The organism is Planktothrix serta PCC 8927, from assembly GCF_900010725.2.
Taxonomy (GTDB): domain Bacteria; phylum Cyanobacteriota; class Cyanobacteriia; order Cyanobacteriales; family Microcoleaceae; genus Planktothrix; species Planktothrix serta.
Genome location: NZ_LR734861.1, coordinates 6019 through 25735, shown reverse-complemented (window position 1 = coordinate 25735; position 19717 = coordinate 6019). Strand labels below are relative to the sequence as shown.

At 40.2% G+C, this 19717-nt stretch carries 16 protein-coding genes and 1 pseudogene; 10 read left to right on the top strand and 7 right to left on the bottom strand.

Going from position 1 to position 19717, the window contains the following annotated elements; all coding sequences use genetic code 11:
* Nucleotides 1–42: 42 nt before the first annotated feature.
* Nucleotides 43–2847 carry a malto-oligosyltrehalose synthase gene (gene treY / locus PL8927_RS08325; protein ID WP_083619637.1) on the top strand — a complete coding sequence of 935 codons (2805 nt, stop codon included), beginning with the start codon at nt 43–45 and terminating at the stop codon, nt 2845–2847.
* Between the two features lie 180 nt (nt 2848–3027).
* On the opposite strand, the gene PL8927_RS08320 is transcribed toward treY, so the two are convergent.
* From PL8927_RS08320 to PL8927_RS08310, 3 genes and pseudogenes are all read right to left on the bottom strand, one after another.
* Nucleotides 3028–3957: a DHH family phosphoesterase gene (locus tag PL8927_RS08320; protein WP_083619634.1), complete on the bottom strand. Its 930-nt coding sequence runs from the start codon at nt 3955–3957 to the stop codon at nt 3028–3030.
* A 67-nt stretch (nt 3958–4024) separates the two neighbouring features.
* Nucleotides 4025–5422, bottom strand: coding sequence for a DUF3370 domain-containing protein (locus PL8927_RS08315; protein WP_083619631.1), 1398 nt, complete (start codon nt 5420–5422; stop codon nt 4025–4027).
* Between the two features lie 207 nt (nt 5423–5629).
* Nucleotides 5630–6037 (bottom strand): annotated as a pseudogene (locus PL8927_RS08310) (RNA-guided endonuclease InsQ/TnpB family protein); the annotation flags it as partial.
* Between PL8927_RS08310 and PL8927_RS08305 the strand changes: the two are divergent.
* On the top strand, nt 6014–9688 hold the full coding sequence (locus PL8927_RS08305; protein ID WP_083619629.1) for a GUN4 domain-containing protein: 3675 nt from the start codon (nt 6014–6016) through the stop codon (nt 9686–9688). The pseudogene PL8927_RS08310 and the gene PL8927_RS08305 overlap by 24 nt on opposite strands.
* A gap of 143 nt (nt 9689–9831) precedes the next feature.
* On the opposite strand, the gene PL8927_RS28825 is transcribed toward PL8927_RS08305, so the two are convergent.
* The gene (locus PL8927_RS28825) at nt 9832–9966 is read right to left on the bottom strand and encodes a hypothetical protein (protein ID WP_269322012.1); all 135 of its coding nucleotides are present in this window, start codon (nt 9964–9966) and stop codon (nt 9832–9834) included.
* Between the two features lie 38 nt (nt 9967–10004).
* On the opposite strand from PL8927_RS28825, the gene PL8927_RS08300 reads away from it, so the two are divergent.
* On the top strand, nt 10005–10592 hold the full coding sequence (locus PL8927_RS08300) for a Uma2 family endonuclease (protein ID WP_083619625.1): 588 nt from the start codon (nt 10005–10007) through the stop codon (nt 10590–10592).
* Nucleotides 10593–10926: 334 nt separating this feature from the next.
* Here the strand turns inward: PL8927_RS08300 and gnd are convergent, their stop codons facing one another.
* Entirely contained in the window at nt 10927–12348 is a 1422-nt protein-coding gene (gnd, locus tag PL8927_RS08295) for a decarboxylating NADP(+)-dependent phosphogluconate dehydrogenase (RefSeq protein WP_083619621.1), read from the bottom strand.
* A 142-nt stretch (nt 12349–12490) separates the two neighbouring features.
* Between gnd and PL8927_RS08290 the strand changes: the two genes are divergently transcribed.
* The 7 genes from PL8927_RS08290 (at nt 12491) to PL8927_RS08265 (ending at nt 17710) form a co-directional block, all read left to right on the top strand.
* Nucleotides 12491–12916, top strand: a complete 426-nt coding sequence (locus tag PL8927_RS08290) for a hypothetical protein (RefSeq protein WP_083619618.1) — start codon at nt 12491–12493, stop codon at nt 12914–12916.
* A 175-nt stretch (nt 12917–13091) separates the two neighbouring features.
* Nucleotides 13092–15782: a type I DNA topoisomerase gene (topA, locus tag PL8927_RS08285; protein ID WP_083619615.1), complete on the top strand. Its 2691-nt coding sequence runs from the start codon at nt 13092–13094 to the stop codon at nt 15780–15782.
* A gap of 228 nt (nt 15783–16010) precedes the next feature.
* Entirely contained in the window at nt 16011–16211 is a 201-nt protein-coding gene (locus PL8927_RS08280) for a type II toxin-antitoxin system HicB family antitoxin (RefSeq protein WP_083619612.1), read from the top strand.
* The gene (locus PL8927_RS08275) at nt 16208–16414 is read left to right on the top strand and encodes a type II toxin-antitoxin system HicA family toxin (RefSeq protein WP_083619609.1); all 207 of its coding nucleotides are present in this window, start codon (nt 16208–16210) and stop codon (nt 16412–16414) included. The genes PL8927_RS08280 and PL8927_RS08275 overlap by 4 nt, the downstream gene beginning before the upstream one ends.
* Nucleotides 16415–16572: 158 nt before the next feature.
* Complete coding sequence (locus tag PL8927_RS29105; RefSeq protein WP_407947391.1) at nt 16573–16755, top strand: DUF6888 family protein; 183 nt, start codon at nt 16573–16575, stop codon at nt 16753–16755.
* On the top strand, nt 16752–16961 hold the full coding sequence (locus PL8927_RS08270; RefSeq protein ID WP_083619606.1) for a DUF6887 family protein: 210 nt from the start codon (nt 16752–16754) through the stop codon (nt 16959–16961). The genes PL8927_RS29105 and PL8927_RS08270 overlap by 4 nt, the downstream gene beginning before the upstream one ends.
* Before the next feature lie 173 nt (nt 16962–17134).
* A complete protein-coding gene (locus PL8927_RS08265) occupies nt 17135–17710 on the top strand; it encodes a Uma2 family endonuclease (RefSeq protein WP_083619604.1) in 576 nt (191 codons plus the stop codon).
* A 354-nt stretch (nt 17711–18064) separates the two neighbouring features.
* Here the strand turns inward: PL8927_RS08265 and hemB are convergent, their stop codons facing one another.
* Nucleotides 18065–19069, bottom strand: a complete 1005-nt coding sequence (gene hemB / locus PL8927_RS08260; RefSeq protein ID WP_083619601.1) for a porphobilinogen synthase — start codon at nt 19067–19069, stop codon at nt 18065–18067.
* A gap of 171 nt (nt 19070–19240) precedes the next feature.
* Nucleotides 19241–19717: RNA-guided endonuclease InsQ/TnpB family protein (locus tag PL8927_RS08255; RefSeq protein ID WP_456319734.1), on the bottom strand; the 477-nt coding region annotated here is incomplete at its 5' end.

The window sequence follows — 19717 nt, the reverse complement described above, 5'->3', positions numbered from 1 at the left end:
TAAAATAATTATAAGCTCCTAAATTTGATTTTAAAAATTATTATGCGAATTCCTCTAGCTACCTATCGGATTCAGTTTAATAGCGATTTCAATTTTAATCAGGTTAAAGAGATCATTGATTACTTACTGGAATTAGGCATTTCCGATCTTTATGCGTCTCCAATTTTTAGAGCTAGAAGCGGAAGCACTCATGGTTATGATGTTGTTGATCAAAATCAATTAAATCCTGAACTGGGAACCCAGGAAGACTTTGATCAATTAATAGAAAAAATTAAACAGAATGGGATGGGATGGTTACAGGATATTGTTCCGAACCACATGGCCTATGATAGCCAAAATAAATATTTAACGGATATCTTTGAATATGGTTCTGATTCCGACTATTTAGATTTTTTTGATATTGATTGGGAACATCCCCATACAGGATTTAAAGGTCGTGTTTTAGCACCCTTATTGGGAGACTTTTATGGCAATTGTTTAGAAAATGGACAGTTAACCATTTCTTACGATGAAGAAGGTTTGTTTGTTAATTATTATAGCCTTAAATTCCCTTTAAAAATTGAATCCTACACTTATTTAATCAGTCCTCGGTTGAAAGAATTAGAAGATCGATTAGGACGAAGACACCCGAATGTTATTAAACTGTTAGGGTTGCTTTATGTGCTCAAAAATATTACCAATGAAGAATCGAGTCAAGATCGGCGATCGCAAGCGATATTCGCAAAAGGATTACTTTGGGAACTGTATCAAGAAAATAGCGATATCCAGAAATTCATTGATGAAAATATTGAATATTTGAATGGAAAAACGGGCGATTCTGAAAGTTTTAACTTCTTAGATCAACTCCTCTCGGAGCAATTTTTCCGGTTATCCTATTGGAAAGTTGGTGCAGAAGAATTAAACTATCGGCGCTTTTTTACCGTCAATGAACTGATTAGTGTTAAAGTAGAAGATGAAAAGGTTTTTAATAAAACCCATGATTTGATTTTTAAATTCGTCAGATCCGGTAAATTTACCGGATTAAGAATTGATCATATTGATGGACTGTATAATCCTCTGCAATATTTACACTGTCTCCGAGAAAAAGCTGGAAATATATATCTAACTGTGGAGAAAATTTTAGAACTTGAGGAAGAATTACCCACTAATTGGCCAATAGAAGGAACTTCAGGTTATGAATTTTTAATTTATTTGAATAGTTTGTTTTGCGATCGCAAAAATGAAGACCGTTTTAGCCAAATTTATCGAGATGCAACGGGATTAACTGCCTCCTATAAACAATTATTAATTGATAAAAAACGCTTAATTGCTAATCGCAACTTAGCGGGAGATGCTGATAATTTAGCACAATTGCTTAAGCGCATTGCAGGTCAATATCGTTATGGACGAGACTTAACATTACATGGGTTACAAACGGCAATTTTAGAAGTATTAGTGCGCTTTCCTGTCTATCGAACTTATATTAATGAAGGACAAGTCAGCGAAGAAGATCGGTATTATGTTCAGTTTGCCATTCAAGAAGCGAAAGGACAACATCCTGAACTGATTAACGAACTGAATGTAATTGAAAAGTTTTTATTATTAGAATATGATCACTATTTAAGCGATGAAAATAAACAATTGTGGCTGCATTTTGTTAGGAAGTTTCAACAATTTTCCGGGCCATTAACAGCAAAAGGGGTAGAAGATACGCTGTTTTATGTGTATAACCGTTTTGTTTCTTTAAATGAAGTCGGCGGCGCACCTGATCAATTTGGAATTATTGGCGATACCTTCCATCAATTTAATAAAAAACGGGGAAAAAGTTGGCCCCATACAATGAATACAACCTCAACCCATGATACCAAACGCAGTGAAGATTTACGCGCTCGACTAAACGTTGTTTCTGAAATTCCTGATGAATGGGAAGCACAAGTCAGAACTTGGATGGCGTTAAATCGTGATCAGAAAATAGAAACCGAAGGCCGAATTATTCCTGATGGGAATGACGAGTATTTTTTGTATCAAAATTTAATCGGTTCTTATCCCTTTTATGAAGCAGAATATCCTGAATTTGTAGAACGGGTGAAACAGTTTGCAATTAAAGCTGTTCGAGAAGCGAAAGTTCATACCGCCTGGTTGCGTCCTGACTCCGTTTATGAAGAAGGTTTCTTAGCTTTTATTGACAAAATTTTAAACCCTTCTGAGAATAATCAGTTTTTACAAGAGTTCAAAACTTTTCAACAAAAAATAGCCTTTTATGGGATGTTTAATTCCCTATCCCAAACCTTAATTAAAATCACTAGCCCTGGTTTACCCGATTTTTATCAAGGAACAGAACTCTGGGATTTAAGTTTAGTTGATCCTGATAATCGTCGTCCGGTTGATTATGAAAAACGGATAAATTTTTTAGAGGAGATTAAATCCTATTCTCAGGATAATATGTTGTCTTTCATTGAGGAGTTAAAAACCACCCCTGAAGATGGACGGATGAAGTTATTTTTAATTTTCCAAGGGTTAGCAGTTCGCAAGCAATATCTGGAAGTTTATCAACAAGGAACTTACATTCCCCTAGAGATAACCGGAGACTATTCCGAACATATTTTAGCCTTTGGTCGAACCTATGGTCAGACAATTACAATTACCATTGTTCCTCGATTTTTAACGAATTTAGTCGAACCGACACAGTTTCCCTTGGGTGAAAAGATTTGGAAAGACACAGCTATTGAAATCCCCGAAGATTGGGAAACTGATTGGAAAGATACTATCACAAACCAATCGATTAAAGGTAGCTATTCCTTAAAAATTGGCGATATTTTAACCGTATTTCCAGTGGCTTTATTAGTGAGTTCCTCGTCAGAATTATAGCAGGGAACAGAGAACTCTTTTCCTGTGGTGTTCCCTGTTCCCTGCTATAGCAATCCTAAATGATTTGTGATAAAAATCTGTAGGGGTGATGTCCCTCCAAACCCTCTTTGAGCCTGGGTTTGGAGGGACATCACCCCTACGATAAAATATTACAACCTATTTAGGATTGCTATATATATTTTAACCATCTTGATTAATTTGCGTGATTAATTCCTGTAAGATTTGAGAAGCTTGATCATTTTCAATTTGACAAGTTCCAGCATTTTCATGACCGCCGCCGCCATACTTTAACATCAACTCTCCAATATTCGTTTTGGACGTTTTGTTAAAAATTGATTTACCCACCGCAAACACCGTATTTTGTTGTTTAACGCCCCATAAAACATGAATAGAAATATTGCAGTCGGGGAATAAAGCATAAATCATAAACCGATTTCCCGCATAAATAACTTCTTCTGGCCGTAAATCTAATATGACTAAATTTCCATGAACTTGAGAACAGCGTTTAATTTGATTCTTAAAATTCTCCTCATGTTCAAAATAAATTTCTACCCGTTCTTTAACATCAGGAAGTTGTAAAATATCAGAAATTGGATGATTCTTACAATAACTAATTAACTCCATCATCAGTTGATAATTAGAAATCCGAAAATCTCGAAACCGTCCTAACCCTGTCCGAGCATCCATGAGAAAATTCAATAAAACCCAGCCTTCAGGATTTAAGACTTCTTCTTGATTAAATTGGGCAGAATCTCCTTTATCAACTGCCTCCATCATTTCCTCAGAAATCGTCGGAAATTTAGCTTTTCCCCCATAATAATTGTATAAAACCCTAGCCGCAGAAGGTGCTTTCGGATCAATAATATAATTGCTCTTAACTGAGGGGTTGCGAAGGGTTTCACTTAAATGGTGATCAAACGCCAAATGCACCCCTTGAACATAAGGTAAATTAGTAGTAATATCCTGATTTGTAATTTCTATTTTGCCATCCTGCATATCTTTAGGATGCACAAATTTAATTTCACCAATCATATCTAAATCTCTTAAAAGAACCGCACAGACTAAACCATCGAAATCGCTGCGAGTCACCAGTCTATATTTTTCAGCCATTGTTTTTTCCTTGGGATTGACAATTTAAGAGGATATTATACTTCTCAATTTTAGAGCCAAATTAGCCTTAGTTTCCACCAGACTCCAAAGTTTTCACCGTTAATACTTGGGGAGGAGTCGCATCGGGGGGATAAATAAACTCCACTCCCACAGAACGAGATTCTCCTGGGGGTAAAGTTAAAGTAATTAATGATTCCCCCTGCTGTCCTTGACGTTGGACTAAGTGAAAATAACGCTGTTGAGTTTGCCCAAAATCATCGGTGTATGTAAACCGAACTGTTCCTCGAAAAAACACCTGTCCTTGAGGAGGTTCAATAAAGGTTAATCGATTAGAAGCCACATTTTGTTTAAATGGGGTTTGAATTGATAAACTCACCCTTTGGGATTGACGGGTGGAGTTGTATAACGGTAGGGTCAGACGATATTGTACGCCATAATTTCCATTCGCACGAGTTGCGGTATCGGGATAGCGGGCTAACAACGGCGCACTTTGAATTTGCTGAGTCCCCAAAGTAGCGGTTGAAACGGTACTCAAGGGATAGGAAAAAGCATACCCCCGATAGGGAATCGTTAAATAATTCATCCCTGGACGGTCTACCACTGTCCCCGTCCATTCGGAACCCACCGACACCCCGGCTACACGGCCATAGACTTTTTCTCCCTGATAAGCATTTTCCCCTAAAGTTGGGATAACATCTCTAGGTTCTGCCAGTTTGCCCGTATTTAAGAAATTTTGCCATTGTCCTAATATCGGCATTTGTTGCCTAGAAACGGAGGATAGGGGGAAACCGAAGATATTGGGAAGGGAGGGAACACTCGCAGGCGTCGCAAATCGAACTAAATTCGCCAGATGTACGGGGCCATTGCTTTGTAACCGTAGGAAGGTTGAACGCGCACTCGCCGTTGGAATCGGTAAACTAAACAACATCTGGGTTTGTTGGGGCGGAATGATGATTTGTTCGGGAAAGGTGCGTTGATGGCGTCCCCGTAAAATATCCCCCATCAACCGTGACCCCGGCCCCGAAAATACCCGACCTTGGGGGTCTTCCACCATTGGCGGTAATTCCACAAACGGCGCGTCTGGTGAGGTGACATAACTCATTCCTTGCAGAATATTTAAACTAACGGGTCGAGAACTAGGATTATAAATTAACACCCCTTGATATAAGGTTTGTTGCTTATTAATCGGACGAGAAATATGATGGGAAAAAAAGTCAAACTGTCCGCTTATGGGAAGATTAAGATGGGCATTAGGAAATTTTTTCGCGGCTTGGGGAAAAGTCGATAATAATATTCCTTCTCCCTTCACGACTTCAGGACTATTACTATTAAAAACCGGAGTTTCATTCAACTGTCCCGGTAACGGCCGAATTTCCTGCGTTTGGGTAATATATCGTTTCCCAGAGGTTGGGGGTGGAATCGTAATCACTTCAGCCAAAAAAAACGCAGGAATAAAAGGAAACATAAACAACTATTTACTCTCTGAAATCGCAAGTTTAACTCTGTTGTTAAGATGACTTTTTAGGGAACATTTGTCAACCCTTCGTAGTAAGCCCTTCAGGGCTTAGGGTCTTTCGTAGTAAGCCCTTCAGGGCTTAGGGCATTGAGGCGTGAACGCCTCACTACAAATGTGCAGGTTTCTTTGGGTTATCAACATAAATCTTTGAGTGAACTACCCACACTTCTCTACGAGTAAGTGTGGGCTTCCAACTTCGACGGGGATAGCATCTGATAGAACAAAAGTTTTACCAGATGACTTACATCCCCTCAGATTGGCAGTGTCGCTAGTTCCTAACGACAGAATCCGCAAGGCTTCATTTTTGATATTAATTGAAGCATTTATATCTCGATCATGGAGAGTTTGGCAATGCTCACAAGTCCAACTTCTAACATCAAGGGGTAAGCTCCCCACTTGATTTAGACAGACGTTACAAGTTTTAGAAGAAGGGAAAAATCTATCAACTTCAAGATAGGTTTTCCCTTCTTTTTCAGCTTTATACTTCAACATCGTACAGAACATTCCCCAGCCACAATCACTAATTGACTTAGCTAATTTGTGGTTTCTAACCAGATTCTTAACTGNAAAAGGGGGGAGTTAGATCAAGAAACAGTAAAAGAGAGTGATCCCCCCCAGCCCCCTTTAAAAAGCAGGGAGTTAGATCATCCAGAAACAGTAAAAAATCAGTCACCAGAGGAACAAAAAGCGGGTATCTACCCCCGAAATCAACAACAAACCTCAAAAACTTCGGGTTTATCTTTAAAGGTTCCTGATGCTTCTTCTCTGCGGGAGCCGTTAATATTAGCACGGGCATTTAAACCTTTAATGCGTCGGGTTGCTTCGGATCAAGAATTAGTTTTAGATGAAATTGCTACTGTTGCTACTGCTCAAAAAATAGGCGATAAAGTGCTGTGCTTTCCTGTTTTTAAACCGACATTAGAACCTTGGTTAGATTTAGAATTAGTCATTGATGAATCTATTTCTATGCAGATTTGGAGACAGACAATTAAAGAGTTAGAAAAACTGTTAAAAAATTATGGGATTTTTCGAGATGTCCGAGTTTGGGGATTGATGACTGATGACAATAAACAAATACAAATTCGTCGGGGTATTGGTGCAAGTTCTAAGAATCAATCTCCCCGGAGTCCGAAAGAATTAATAGACCCCAGTGGGAGGCGTTTAGTATTAGTTGTCAGTGATTGTGTATCATCTTTATGGCGCAGTGGAAAGGTTACGCCTGTATTAGAAATGTGGGCAAAACAAGGGTTAATGGCAATACTCCAAATGTTGCCTAAATGGATGTGGAAAAGAACCGCTTTAGGCTGGGCGACTGAAGTGTGGTTACGCGCATTAAGTCCAGGGGTATTTAATCAGAATTTAATCGCCCAGGAAGTGTATTTATCATGGGATGAAGTGGATGAGGAAAGGGTGGTTAAAGTTCCGGTTTTTACTTTGGAACCTGAACGGGCAGAAATTTGGGCACAAATGTTAGCAGGAAAGGGGAGTATTTGGTCATCGGGATATCAGTTTAAGTTAGAGAATGCTAATAGAAAAGAAAGTGGATTATTTAATTTTACGGGTGATTTGAGTGCAGAAAATCGCGTGCAAGGGTTTCGGGTGACGGCTTCACCAATGGCGCGAAAATTAGCAGGATTATTAGCGTCTGCACCTGTGATTACTTTACCGATTGTACGATTAATTCAGGAAACTTTCTTAAAAGATTCTCTACAAGTTAATGTGGCTGAGGTATTTTTAGGGGGATTATTAAAGCCGTTATCTGAAATTAATCCAGAAACGAATCCTGATTATGTTCAATATGGGTTTATGGAGGGAGTACGGGAGTTATTGCTAGATTCTGTTCCTTCTGATTATGTGTTGACTGTAATTGATAAGGTATCGAACTATGTAGCGAAAAAACTGGGTTTTTCGTTGGAAGATTTTGCTGCTGTTTTGAAGAAAGAGCAACCTGTTATCAATAGTAATATTGTTGAGGAAGTTGGATATTTTGCAACGGTTACGGCTCAGGTTTTGAGACGTTTGGGTGGGGAGTATGCAAAGGTTGCGGAGGAGTTAGAGTGTGGTAATAAACAAACTCTTAATTTTCTATGGCAAGAAGGTAATACAAATATTTATAGTTTTTGTACAGATGAACCTTGGACTTTACCATTTGATGCTTTGGTGATTCCAACTCTGTTAAAAATACCTTCAAACACTGATTTTACAGAGTCTTATAATGATTTTTTGGCTTTTAAAAATTTTTTAGGCGAAGAAGGTTTTAGTCATCTCTATATTGCAATTAATCGGGCTAAAGATGAAAATAAACAATCTCTAATTAGTCCTGAATCACCTTTGATTGTTTCTTTACCCTCGAAAATTAAATCTCAGTTTCCTCAAATAGATGTTGCTCAATCTAATCCCTATTTTATTTTAACTACTTTAGAATCTATAGAATCTTTGGAGCCTACTGTTACTGATGCTTTTAAAGCTACTCAATCAATAATTTCAAAAATAGCAGAGCAAGGAATTACTCGTTTAGTTATTCCCTTAGTAGGAACAGGACATACTCATTTATCGATCAATAAAGTGGTTATTGCAATGTTATCAGCAATTACTGAATCCTTAAATAAGTTATCATCTAATTCTATTAAAGAAATTATTTTTGTAGATAAAAGCGAAAGCACTATTGAAATTATTGATCAAGTTGCTCAGAGTTTATTTGCTCAGAAAAATATAGATGACATTCAGCTACTTTCAGCCCAAGGAATTGACTACACTCAATTACGGGATTTTCTAGAAACAAAACAATGGAGACTGGCAGATTATGAAACAGCAATGCTAATACTTAAATCTACAGGACAAGAAACAAGAGGTTGGTTAGAAGTAAAAGATTTTGAAAAATTACTCCCTACCGACTTAAAAACTATAGATAAGCTTTGGGTAAAATATAGTCATGGTCGTTTTGGTTTTAGTGTCCAAAGAAAGATCTGGCAAAATCTGGGTTGTAATAATACAAAAGATGTAAAAAAGTTGCAAAACTTTGGAAAAAAAGTAGGTGTATATCTTAATGGTTCTTGGTTATTAAGAGAACAATTAAACTATACCAGGAATGCCCCTATTGGACATTTACCAGCTTTAGGAGCATGGATAGGTGGGATAGAACAGAATTGCGTTAAAGTTTTAGGATTTGGTTTTGAAGGTTGCGGTTATGTTTGGACTGTTTCAGCTATTTCCCAGAAACTTTCAAGCGTTTCACAAACAGATGAAATTAGCAAATCAAGTAATAATAATGAAGTGCCAGAGAATAGTTTATTGACAGTAGTTAATAAACTATTAAGCAATCAATTCAATAATCAAAATAGTCTAAAAGAGCATATAAATGATAATAATATTATCGCAATGCTTGGAAATAGAGCATCTGGAAAAACTACTTTTCTAGTCGCACTAGCCTATTGGTCAGAGAGACATTATGATGTTCCTTTTCAAGTTGTCCCTTGTAATGAAGACGGTGAAGATTTATTTGATATGGCAGAAAACATATTAATGCAGGGAGGATCGTTATCGCCAACCTTACCAACTAGAATTTACGAATCACCAGTTTATCAGTTTCGCATTGCTCTAAAACCTAGTTTTTTAGTACAGCCAATTGCGGCACTTCAAAGTAAAAATATCGAGATAGACATTCGTTGTATAGATTATGCAGGAGAGTTATTTGAGAACTTAAAAGGTAATCGCTCTGATCTACAGGAAAATGTCGAATTTATTGATGATTGTGCAACTGCATCAAAACTCTTCTTTTTAATTGATGGTAAGACTAGAGATGATATAGGTTACAGAAATGCTTTTATAAAGCTTTCCGATGAAATAGCTAATCGTTTAGATGATCGAAATAAATTAAAGCAGTATCGAATAGCTGTTGTAATTTCCAAATGTGAACAACCAGTCTTATGGAATTATCGAGATCAAGTAGAGAGGTTAATGTCTTTAAAATTTCCACACACCCAAAAAGCTTTAGAAAGATGGAATAAATCTTGGGAATGTAAAATTTCATACTTTGCTTGCTCTTCTTTTGGCGTTATCGGAAACCCGCCCAGACCAAATTGCAAGGATATTCATACAAATAAAATAGAAAATTTAGGAGTAATTCAATCTCCATTATTCTGGAAACCATTCGGTTTACTAGCCCCGATTTATTGGTTACATACAGGAAAAACTGATCCTCGATTACAGCAATAGAAAATAGGTTATACTAATTTGAATAAAGGTTGTGAGTTTTGAACCGCTAAATAACATCCTTGATCGCGTTACCAATAATCAGTATCCTGATGTTAACATAACTGCCTTGAGTTGGTTTTTGAATTGAAGCGATCGCCCAAAAATTACAAGCGCACCGAGAAACCGGGTTTCTGCGATCGCTTTTTCTGAATAACAGAAATATTGCGGAAGAAACCCGGTTTCTGAGTTTCTATAAACATTGATAGAATTAGGGAAACTGCGATATAATCAGACTGCATATAGTAGAATAGAATCATCCCCAACCCCGTAAAATCAGATGACTCTCACAACCCAACGCTTTACCCTAGAAGAGTATCTTAACTACGATGACGGCACAGATAGTCTTTATGAATTAGTCAACGGAGAATTGGTTTCTATGGCTTTAGGAACCGGACAACATGGTGAACTGATCGATTTTCTAAATACTCAATTTCGCACTGAGATTGCTAGAATAGGACGAGATTGGGTATCTAAACAAATGGTGATCGGTGTTCAATCTCCTCGTGGCGATCGCTGGGATACTGTTCGTATTCCTGATGTTGTAATTATTCCTAAAGAACAGTGGCGGAATTTGCAAAACCGCGAGGCTGTTATTCGTTTAAATGAAGCACCCCCGCTTTTAGTCGTAGAAGTTGTTAGCACTTCAACAAAAAGTGTTGACTATCGGGCTAAACGGGCTGAATATTCTGTTTTAAATATTCCTGAATATTGGATCGTTGATCCATTACAATCTAAAATTACTATTTTTACGCTATCTGAAGGCTGGTATGACGAAGTAGTTTTTATAGAAAGCGATCGCCTCATTTCTCCGACTTTTGCTGAACTAAATCTAACCGTTAATCAAATTTTTTCCAGTGAAATTTAAAGTAGTAAGCCCTTCAGGGCTTTGAGGCGTGAACGCCTCACTACCAAGTAGTAAGCCCTTCAGGGCTTTGAGGCGTGAACGCCTCACTACCAAGTAGTAAGCCCTTCAGGGCTTTGAGGCGTAAACACCTCACTACCAAGTAGTAAGCCCTTCAGGGCTTTGAGGCGTGAACGCCTCACTACCAAGTAGTAAGCCCTTCAGGGCTTTGAGGCGTGAACACCTCACTACCAAGTAGTAAGCCCTTCAGGGCTATGAGGCGTGAACGCCTCACTACCAAGTAGTAAGCCCTTCAGGGCTATGAGGCGTGAACGCCTCACTACGAAGGGTTAAAGGTTTAGTCTTTTGTCCATTCGGTGTGGAAAAATTCACCTCTGGGTTTATCTGTACGTTCATAGGTATGAGCGCCAAAATAATCCCGTTGAGCTTGGGTTAAATTCAAAGGTAAAGTAGCCCGTCGATAACTATCAAAATAGTCTAAGGACGCACTAAAAGCGGGAACTGGAATTCCAAATTGATTCGCCAAAACTAATACTTCCCGCCAAGCTTCTTGACGATCTAAAATCGTCTGTTTAAATTCCGGTGCTAATAACAAATTCGGTAAGTTAGGATTATCGTTGAAAGCGGCTTTAATTTTATTCAAAAATCCAGCCCGAATAATACAGCCTCCTTTCCAAATTCGCGCCATTTCCCCCAGATCCAAATTGTACCCAAACTCCTTAGAAGCAGCGCTTAATAACGCCATTCCTTGAGCATAGGAACAGATTTTAGAACAGTACAACGCATCCCGAATTTTATTGATTAAGCTTAAAACATCTCCGTCATATTCAAGGGTTGGCCCCGGTAATTGTTCAGAAGCAGCTACTCGTTCTTCTTTGTAAGAAGAAATAATTCGACTATTGACCGCCGCGATAATCGTAGGAATGGAAACCCCTAATTCTAAAGCACTCATCACCGTCCAACGTCCGGTACCTTTTTGTCCGGCTGCATCAACAATTAAATCAACTAAAGGTAAACCCGTTTCAGGATCAATCTTTTTGAAAATATCCGCCGTAATTTCAATTAAAAACGAATTGAGTTCGTCGGTGGTATTCCATTCGGTAAAAACTTCATGCAGTTGGTTCGCATTCAACTCTGCTACATTTTTCAGCAGGTCGTATGCTTCGGCTATTAACTGCATATCGCCATATTCAATACCGTTATGCACCATTTTAACGTAGTGACCCGCGCCACCTGGCCCAATAAACGTCACACAGGGGCCATCATCCACTTGGGCGGCAATTTTCGTTAAAATCGGTTCTAATTCTTTATAAGATGCTTCCGTCCCTCCCGGCATCAAGCTTGGCCCCCAGAGGGCACCTTCTTCGCCACCACTGACCCCCATCCCCACAAACCCTAAACCTGTGGCTTCTAGTTCCTTTGTGCGGCGTTCAGTGTCTTCATAGAGGGAGTTACCCCCATCGATAATCATGTCATCTTGATCCAGCAACGGTTTAAGCTGATCAATGACAGCATCAACGGGTTTTCCGGCTTTCACCATCACCAAAATCCGGCGCGGACGTTCTAAAGATTGGACAAATTCTTCTAGGGTATAGGCTGCTTTGACATTTTTTCCCTGGGCCCGTTGCTGCATAAACTCATCGGTTTTCGCTCCGGTGCGGTTATACACTGCGATCGGAAACCCATTGCGCTCGACGTTCAGCGCTAGGTTTTCACCCATGACGGCTAGACCAATTACACCAAATTTTTGTAGTGACATAGAGTTCTATTGACTGTAATATTGTGGGTTACTGAAGGCAGTAATCTTCTTAGATTAGCGTTGATTTTACTGGGTGTATAATTTAAGTCAGATTTTTTTAAAGATTGGGTATAGAAAATTTCACTGTAGCTAGATTGAACCAATGGAAGAATTACAGTATCTCGCTACTTGGGTTAAGGAACAACACGCCCAAGAATATATCCTGACTTGGTTGTTAGCTCAACCCGGTGTTTGGTGGTCAAATGGGGAAGTTTACCAAGCGGTGTTACAGAAATCGGGTAAACGCTTGAAAGAATTTGTCAAGAAAAGCAAACAAGGGGATCTGTTTCAAGGGATTGCCGATAAAATTGTCAATGATGAAAGTTGGGATCAAATTGCCGAAAGTTTAGCTCGATTAATGGCAATTTATCAAGAAGAATTGGTAAAGTTACAGGATCAAGGACGGTTACAACCCAGCACTCGTTTATCAGTAAAAGTGCCTTCGGCTCCCTCAAAGTCTTGGTCTAATGTGGATGTTCAACAACAACCTTTACCCGATCCCAATACCGATGCGTTAACGGGACTGTGAACTGTTTAAACTGTTCCCCATTTAAACGGGATGACGGAGATCGGTGTTATGTCCCAGGGTCAATCACCCTAACTAGGGCTGCAATGATATAGGCTAGAAAAAAGGACTGTTCACTCCTAGCAGTTAACCGCTCCTTTTCTTTCATCCCAGTTCGCTGCTATCCGAAGAAGGCGTCATGTCAACCTTAGTCATCGTTGAATCTCCAACCAAAGCGCGTACCATTCGCAACTTCCTACCCTCAAGCTATCGGGTGGAAGCCTCAATGGGTCATGTCCGTGACCTTCCTCCCTCGGCTGAAGAAATTCCAGAAGAATATAAAGGAGAAAAGTGGGCGCAACTAGGGGTCAACGTGGAAGCGAACTTTGAACCCATTTACGTTATCCCCAAAGATAAGCAAAAAATTGTTAAAGAACTGAAAGCTGCTCTTAAGGGAGCCGATGAACTAATCCTCGCCACTGACGAAGACCGTGAGGGAGAGAGTATTAGTTGGCATTTACTTCAAATTCTGAAACCGAAAGTTCCGATTAAACGCATGGTATTTCACGAAATTACCCAAGAGGCGATTCGTGAAGCCCTAAAAAATTGCCGCATCGTTGATGAACAACTGGTTCACGCCCAAGAAACCCGCCGCATCCTTGACCGCCTTTATGGTTATACCCTCTCCCCTCTATTATGGAAAAAAATTGCCAGGGGATTATCCGCCGGACGGGTACAGTCTGTGGCGGTGCGCTTACTCGTTAGTCGAGAACGGGAACGTCGAGCTTTCCGGTCTGGGGGATATTGGGATTTAAAAGCCCTTTTAGAACATACTAAAAGTCAATTTGATTCCAAACTGATCTCCCTTGGGGGGGTGAAAGTGGCGACAGGAAGCGATTTCGATGAAACGACAGGAAAAATTGCTCAAGGTCGCAATGTGGTTTTACTGGATGAAGCCCAAGCAGAAGCTTTAAAACAACGGATTTCTGGTAAACCCTGGACGGTTGCTAATTTAGAAGAAAAAGCCGTTACTCGTAAACCTTCGCCCCCCTTTACCACCTCCACACTCCAACAGGAATCTAACCGGAAACTGCGGTTAAGCGCTCGTCAGACGATGCAAACTGCTCAAAGTCTGTATGAACGGGGCTATATTACCTATATGCGAACGGACTCCGTGCATTTATCGGAACAGGCAATAACCGCCGCCCGTGAATGTGTTGAACAAAAATATGGGAAAAACTATCTCAGTCCTAAACCCCGTCAATACACGACTAAATCTAAAGGGGCGCAGGAAGCCCACGAAGCCATCCGTCCGGCGGGAAATTCTTTTCGGACTCCCCAAGAAACTGCTCTCAGTGGGGCTGAACTCAACCTCTATGATTTAATTTGGAAGCGTACCGTCGCCTCTCAGATGGCGGACTCTCGCCAAACTAATATTACCGTTGAGTTAAAAGTTGAAGATGCCGGGTTCCGCAGTACCGGAAAACGGATTGACTTTCCAGGGTTCCTCCGAGCTTATGTTGAGGGTTCAGATGACCCGGAAGCTGCCTTAGAAGACCAAGAGGTGTTATTACCCCCGATGAAGGTGGGCGACCATCCTAACTGCAAACAGTTGGATGTGGTTGGACACGAAACCCAACCCCCCGCCCGGTTTACCGAAGCCTCCCTAGTTAAAACCTTGGAGAGTGAAGGCATTGGTCGTCCTAGTACCTACGCCAGCGTGATTGGAACGATTATTGACCGGGGGTATGTTCAGTTAAAAAATAATGCTTTAATTCCAACGTTTACCGCCTTTGCGGTAACAAATCTCTTAGAAAAGTATTTCCCCGATTTGGTTGATCTCCGGTTTACCGCCCGCATGGAAGATACTCTTGATGATATCGCCACCGGAGAAGCTCCTTGGCTACCCTATTTACAAAAATTCTATTTAGGGGAGATGGGACTGGAATTTCAAGTTAAAGACCAAGAAAGTAAAATTGATACGAAAATCGCCCGGACGATTGAATTAGAGCAGTTAGGGGATGAAGATGACCCTATCCCCTATCGGGTTTGTATTGGCAAGTTTGGCCCCTATATTGAGGCGGGAAAAGGTGAGGAAATGATTACCGCTTCTATTCCCCAAGATTTAACTCCGGCGGACTTAACCCCGGATGTAATTCGGGAATTAGTTGGACAAAAAACCGAAGGCCCAGAACAGTTGGGGACTGACCCGCAAACGGGAGAGTTGATTTATATCTTAATTGGCCCCTATGGCCCCTATATTCAGTTGGGGTTAGAGGCGGAAGGAAATAAAAAACCGAAACGGGTTTCCCTTCCCAAAGGGGTTGATAAGGATAACGTCACGATGGATATGGCGATGGGGTTATTGGCGTTACCCCGACTATTAGGGACTCATCCTGAAACCGGGGCCAAAATTAAAGCTGCTTTGGGGCCGTTTGGGCCCTATGTTGTCCATGACCAGGGGAAAGAAGGTAAGGATTATCGGTCAATTAAAGCGCCGGATGATGTGTTAACGATTAGTTTAGAACGGGCTTTGGAATTATTAGCTCAACCGAAAACCAGTGGTCGAGGAGGACGAGGTAAAAAAGAAATTCCTCTTTTACGGGAGTTAGGAACTCACCCAGAAGATGGGGAACCTGTGAATGTTTATGATGGCCGTTATGGGCCTTATGTTAAACATGGAAAAATTAATGCTTCATTACCGAAGGATACGGCGGTGGAAGCGTTTACTTTAGCCCAGGCGTTGGAATTGTTAGCGGCAAAAGCGGGTTCAAGTTCGAGTTCTCGCAGTAAGTCTAAAACTTCAAAAACAGCCTCGAAAACAACAGAAAAAACTGCTAAAACCACTACTAAAAAATCCTCAACTACTCGCAAAAAAACTACCTCGTAGTTGGGTTTTAGTCCCTAGTTTAAGTAGTAGCACGCTAACTGGGAGGATTCAGAATCTCAACTAGCGTGCAACTCTTGATCAGGAGATATTTTCCTTGGCTTCGTTAAAGTTTCTACCTATTATCAGGGAATAGGTTGTGCTCAACCACAGCGTGATCGCGGCTTGGGATGGGAAAGCAGAGGGCGATCGCTGTATAATAAGAAATATACGATTTAAATACCTTAACCAATGAAAATCAAAGTCATTGTTCACACAGAAGAAACGGGTTATTGGGCTGAAGTTCCTGCTATTCCTGGCTGTGCTACCCAAGGTAATACCTTTGAGGAACTCCTACAAAACTTATATGAAGCTGTTGAAGGTTGTTTGTTAGTAGATACGGAACAGCTACAGCTTGATGAATCTTCACAAATTTTAGAAATCGCCGTATGAAATCTGTTTCAGGCAAAGAGTTTGCAAAAATATTAGAACAAAATGGTTGGCAAATATTACGCATTAATGGCAGCCATCATATCTATGGAAAACTAAATAATCCAGCCCGAATTTCTGTACCGATTCATGGCAATCAAGCCCTAAAACCTGGACTATTAAGACATTTTCTAAAAGTTGCTAATCTCACTGATAATGATTTGTAACTTTTGGCAGGGCGATCGCCGTTATCTTGTTGATTAAACTTTAAAAATGCGATCTCTTTGATTGTTATCAGTGCGATCGCTCTCATCTTGTTGATTAAACTTTAAAACCGCGCTCATTTTGGCTTTTGAAAGTGCGATCGCTGTTATCTTAAGGAGTTATAATTATAGCTACATCAGAGCAAAAAACAAGATGTTATGTCCTGTGTTGTTGGTTTACTAGACTTTATTTACCTATTAACATTGTTCGTCTAGATGAGCGCACGGGAAATATTTTTTTCCTTGCAGGAGAGGAAAACATTATTGAAATCTATCCAAACGGAAATTGGAGGTACATTGCATGAGTCAAGCCAAATTTCAAGCAATGAGTCAAAAAGAACTGCAAGATTATATGCTTTCTCACAGAGATGATCAAGAAGCCTTCTATGCTTATATAGACAGATTACATCAAGAAGGAAATTGGATTGAAATGCCTCCAGTAGATTCGGTTGAAGACTTAGAAAAATATCCTGAGTTTACAGCGCGTTTTCGCCAAAACTCTCAACCTTGATTATCCGTCATAAATTTGGCTCGATCAATATACAAGTGAAGATGTACGAATTGCGGTGCAGACAATACCTTACTCGAAAAACCCTGCGCTACTATACTCAGGAGCAACTTCTTATTTAGGATTGCTATAATGAGATAAATTTTGGCAATCGATTTAATCAAGGGTTAATTATTATGAACACTTTAACCTTAAATATTCCTCCGAGTGTTAATTTAACGGATGAACAATTTTATCAACTTTGTGTGGCGAATCAATATTGGAAATTAGAACTCAGTGCTAAGGGAGAATTAATAATAATGCCCCCAACGGGAGGAAGTACGGGAAATCGGAACTTAAAAATTAATCAACAATTAGCGAATTGGGCAGACCAAGATGGTACAGGTCTAGGGTTTGATTCTTCTACCTGTTTTCAATTACCGAATGGAGCGAAATTATCCCCAGATGCGGCTTGGATACCCTTAATTAAATGGCAAACCCTAACGCCAGAACAACAGGATAAATTTCCTCCCTTATGTCCTGATTTTATTGTAGAATTACGTTCTCCCAGTGATTCGTTAAAAGATTTACGCGAAAAAATGCAAGACTATATTAATAATGGGACTCGTTTAGGATGGTTAATTAATCGTCAAAACCAACAAGTCGAAATTTATCGGAGTGGTAAAGAACCGGAAATTTTAGACAACCCGAAAACCTTATCGGGTGAAGATGTTTTACTGAATTTTATATTGGATTTATCAGTAATTTGGTAGGATTTATTAGCCGTAGCATGGCTGTTTCATTCTCGGATCTAAAATGCGATCGCTTGAGAAGAAAGGGCGGGTTTAGGGAGATAATTACTGATCATTAAAGATGGTCTCGGAACCCGCCCCTACGGTTCAATTGTTAATGATTTAGCCAATGCGATGGCGATTTTTTCACAAACTGTAGGGGCGGGTTCTGTAATAATATTCAATTCTCACCCATAACCTATCTAAACCCGCCCCTCAGATGATGCGATCGCCTTTTTACTATTAATAGGAAATCCCTAAATCATCCCCCCAACTCCCTCCTGATTCAGGCCCCACCCGTCAATAGTTAACCGTCAACCGTTTTCAATGCTGAACCTAACGCAAAATTAACGCCACTTCTTTAGCAAAATAGGTGAGAATTAAATCAGCGCCTGCACGCTTCATGCTGGTTAGGGTTTCTAACATGACTTTTTTCTCATCAATCCAACCCATTTGTCCGGCTGCTTTAATCATGGCATATTCCCCACTAACGTTATAAGCCGCCACAGGTAAATCTGTTGCCGAACGCAGTAAATGAATAATATCTAAATAAGCTAAAGCAGGTTTCACCATCACAATATCGGCGCCTTCTGCTTCATCTAACGCTAATTCTGTTAACGCTTCTTTAGAGTTAGCCGGGTTCATTTGATAGGTTTTTTTATCGCCAAATTTAGGGGCAGAATCCAAGGCATCCCGGAAGGGGCCATAATAAGCTGAGGCATATTTAGCGGTATAAGCTAAAATTGCGACTTCAATATATCCCGCTTCATCTAACCCTTCACGAATAGCCCCAATGCGACCATCCATCATATCCGACGGAGCCACAATATCGGCTCCCGCTTCCGCATGGGAGAGCGCTTGTTTCACTAAAACTTCAACGGTTTCATCATTGAGAATTTCCCCACTCTCGCTGACAATGCCATCATGACCTTTGCTGGAGAAGGGATCAAGGGCAATATCCGTGATGATCATAATATCAGGAATTGCCTGTTTAATTGCCCGCACAGTACGCTGAATTAAGCCATCTGGATTATAACTTTCAGTTCCGGCGTTATCTTTTTTTTCCTCAGCAACCAACGGAAACAAGGCAATGGCAGGGATGCCTAATTCCCAAGCTTCATTGACTTCTTTTAATAGTAAATCTAAGGTGTAACGGTAACTTCCCGGCATGGAGGAAACCTCAACTTTTTGGTTTTCCCCCTCCATGACAAACAGAGGATAAATTAAGTCATTGACCGTGAGGTGGGTTTCCTGAACCATGCGCCGGAGAGCATCGGTGCGACGGAGACGGCGAGGACGCTGAACTAGATTTAAGGAATTTCTATGGGATTCTGAAGACATGAGAAGCTTAGGATAAAGATTTTTACTAAAGATCAATCATTTATTATCCCATTAGGGTGAGTTCTGGATGTCCCTAAGTTGTTAATAAATGTAACGATTGTGAACTACCCACACTGACTTGGAGTACCAAGTACAGTGTCAGCTTCTGTACTCACAGGCGAATGCCAGAACTTAGGCTTTCGCCCCAGATCGGGTCTTACATCCCCTCCTACAGCAGAAACGGCTGCACCATCCGTATGCCAGCATTTCGACTGCGCTCAATGCCAGCATTCTGATGCCTTCGGCTCTAATATTGAGCGCGGCGTTTCCATCACGGTCATGATCACTACCACAATGGGGACAAGTCCATTCCCTCACATCTAATGGCATCTCACTAACTTGATAGAAACAATTAGAACAGAGTTTGGAACTGGGAAACCATCTATCAATCTCGACTAACTTACCGCCTTTTCGACCTAGTTTGTAAGCTAAGAAATTAGTGAAAGTTCCCCATCCACAATCAGATATTGCCTGAGCTAAATTGTGATTACGAACCATGCCTTTGACATGAAGATTTTCTACGATCACAGCTTGGCTATCGCTGACTAACTTATAACTAAGTTTGTGTAAAAAATCTTGCCGGGAATTACTAACTCGTTCGTAGACTTT

Excerpts from the sequence above, each read along its gene's own strand:
- treY (WP_083619637.1), top strand. The coding sequence starts at position 43 with ATGCGAATTCCTCTAGCTACCTATCGGATTCAGTTTAATAGCGATTTC.
- PL8927_RS08320 (WP_083619634.1), bottom strand. The coding sequence starts at position 3,957 with ATGGCTGAAAAATATAGACTGGTGACTCGCAGCGATTTCGATGGTTTA.
- PL8927_RS08315 (WP_083619631.1), bottom strand. The coding sequence starts at position 5,422 with ATGTTTCCTTTTATTCCTGCGTTTTTTTTGGCTGAAGTGATTACGATT.
- PL8927_RS28825 (WP_269322012.1), bottom strand. The coding sequence starts at position 9,966 with ATGCAGTCTGATTATATCGCAGTTTCCCTAATTCTATCAATGTTTATA.
- PL8927_RS08300 (WP_083619625.1), top strand. The coding sequence starts at position 10,005 with ATGACTCTCACAACCCAACGCTTTACCCTAGAAGAGTATCTTAACTAC.
- gnd (WP_083619621.1), bottom strand. The coding sequence starts at position 12,348 with ATGTCACTACAAAAATTTGGTGTAATTGGTCTAGCCGTCATGGGTGAA.
- PL8927_RS08290 (WP_083619618.1), top strand. The coding sequence starts at position 12,491 with ATGGAAGAATTACAGTATCTCGCTACTTGGGTTAAGGAACAACACGCC.
- topA (WP_083619615.1), top strand. The coding sequence starts at position 13,092 with ATGTCAACCTTAGTCATCGTTGAATCTCCAACCAAAGCGCGTACCATT.
- PL8927_RS08280 (WP_083619612.1), top strand. The coding sequence starts at position 16,011 with ATGAAAATCAAAGTCATTGTTCACACAGAAGAAACGGGTTATTGGGCT.
- PL8927_RS08275 (WP_083619609.1), top strand. The coding sequence starts at position 16,208 with ATGAAATCTGTTTCAGGCAAAGAGTTTGCAAAAATATTAGAACAAAAT.
- PL8927_RS08270 (WP_083619606.1), top strand. The coding sequence starts at position 16,752 with ATGAGTCAAGCCAAATTTCAAGCAATGAGTCAAAAAGAACTGCAAGAT.
- PL8927_RS08265 (WP_083619604.1), top strand. The coding sequence starts at position 17,135 with ATGAACACTTTAACCTTAAATATTCCTCCGAGTGTTAATTTAACGGAT.
- hemB (WP_083619601.1), bottom strand. The coding sequence starts at position 19,069 with ATGTCTTCAGAATCCCATAGAAATTCCTTAAATCTAGTTCAGCGTCCT.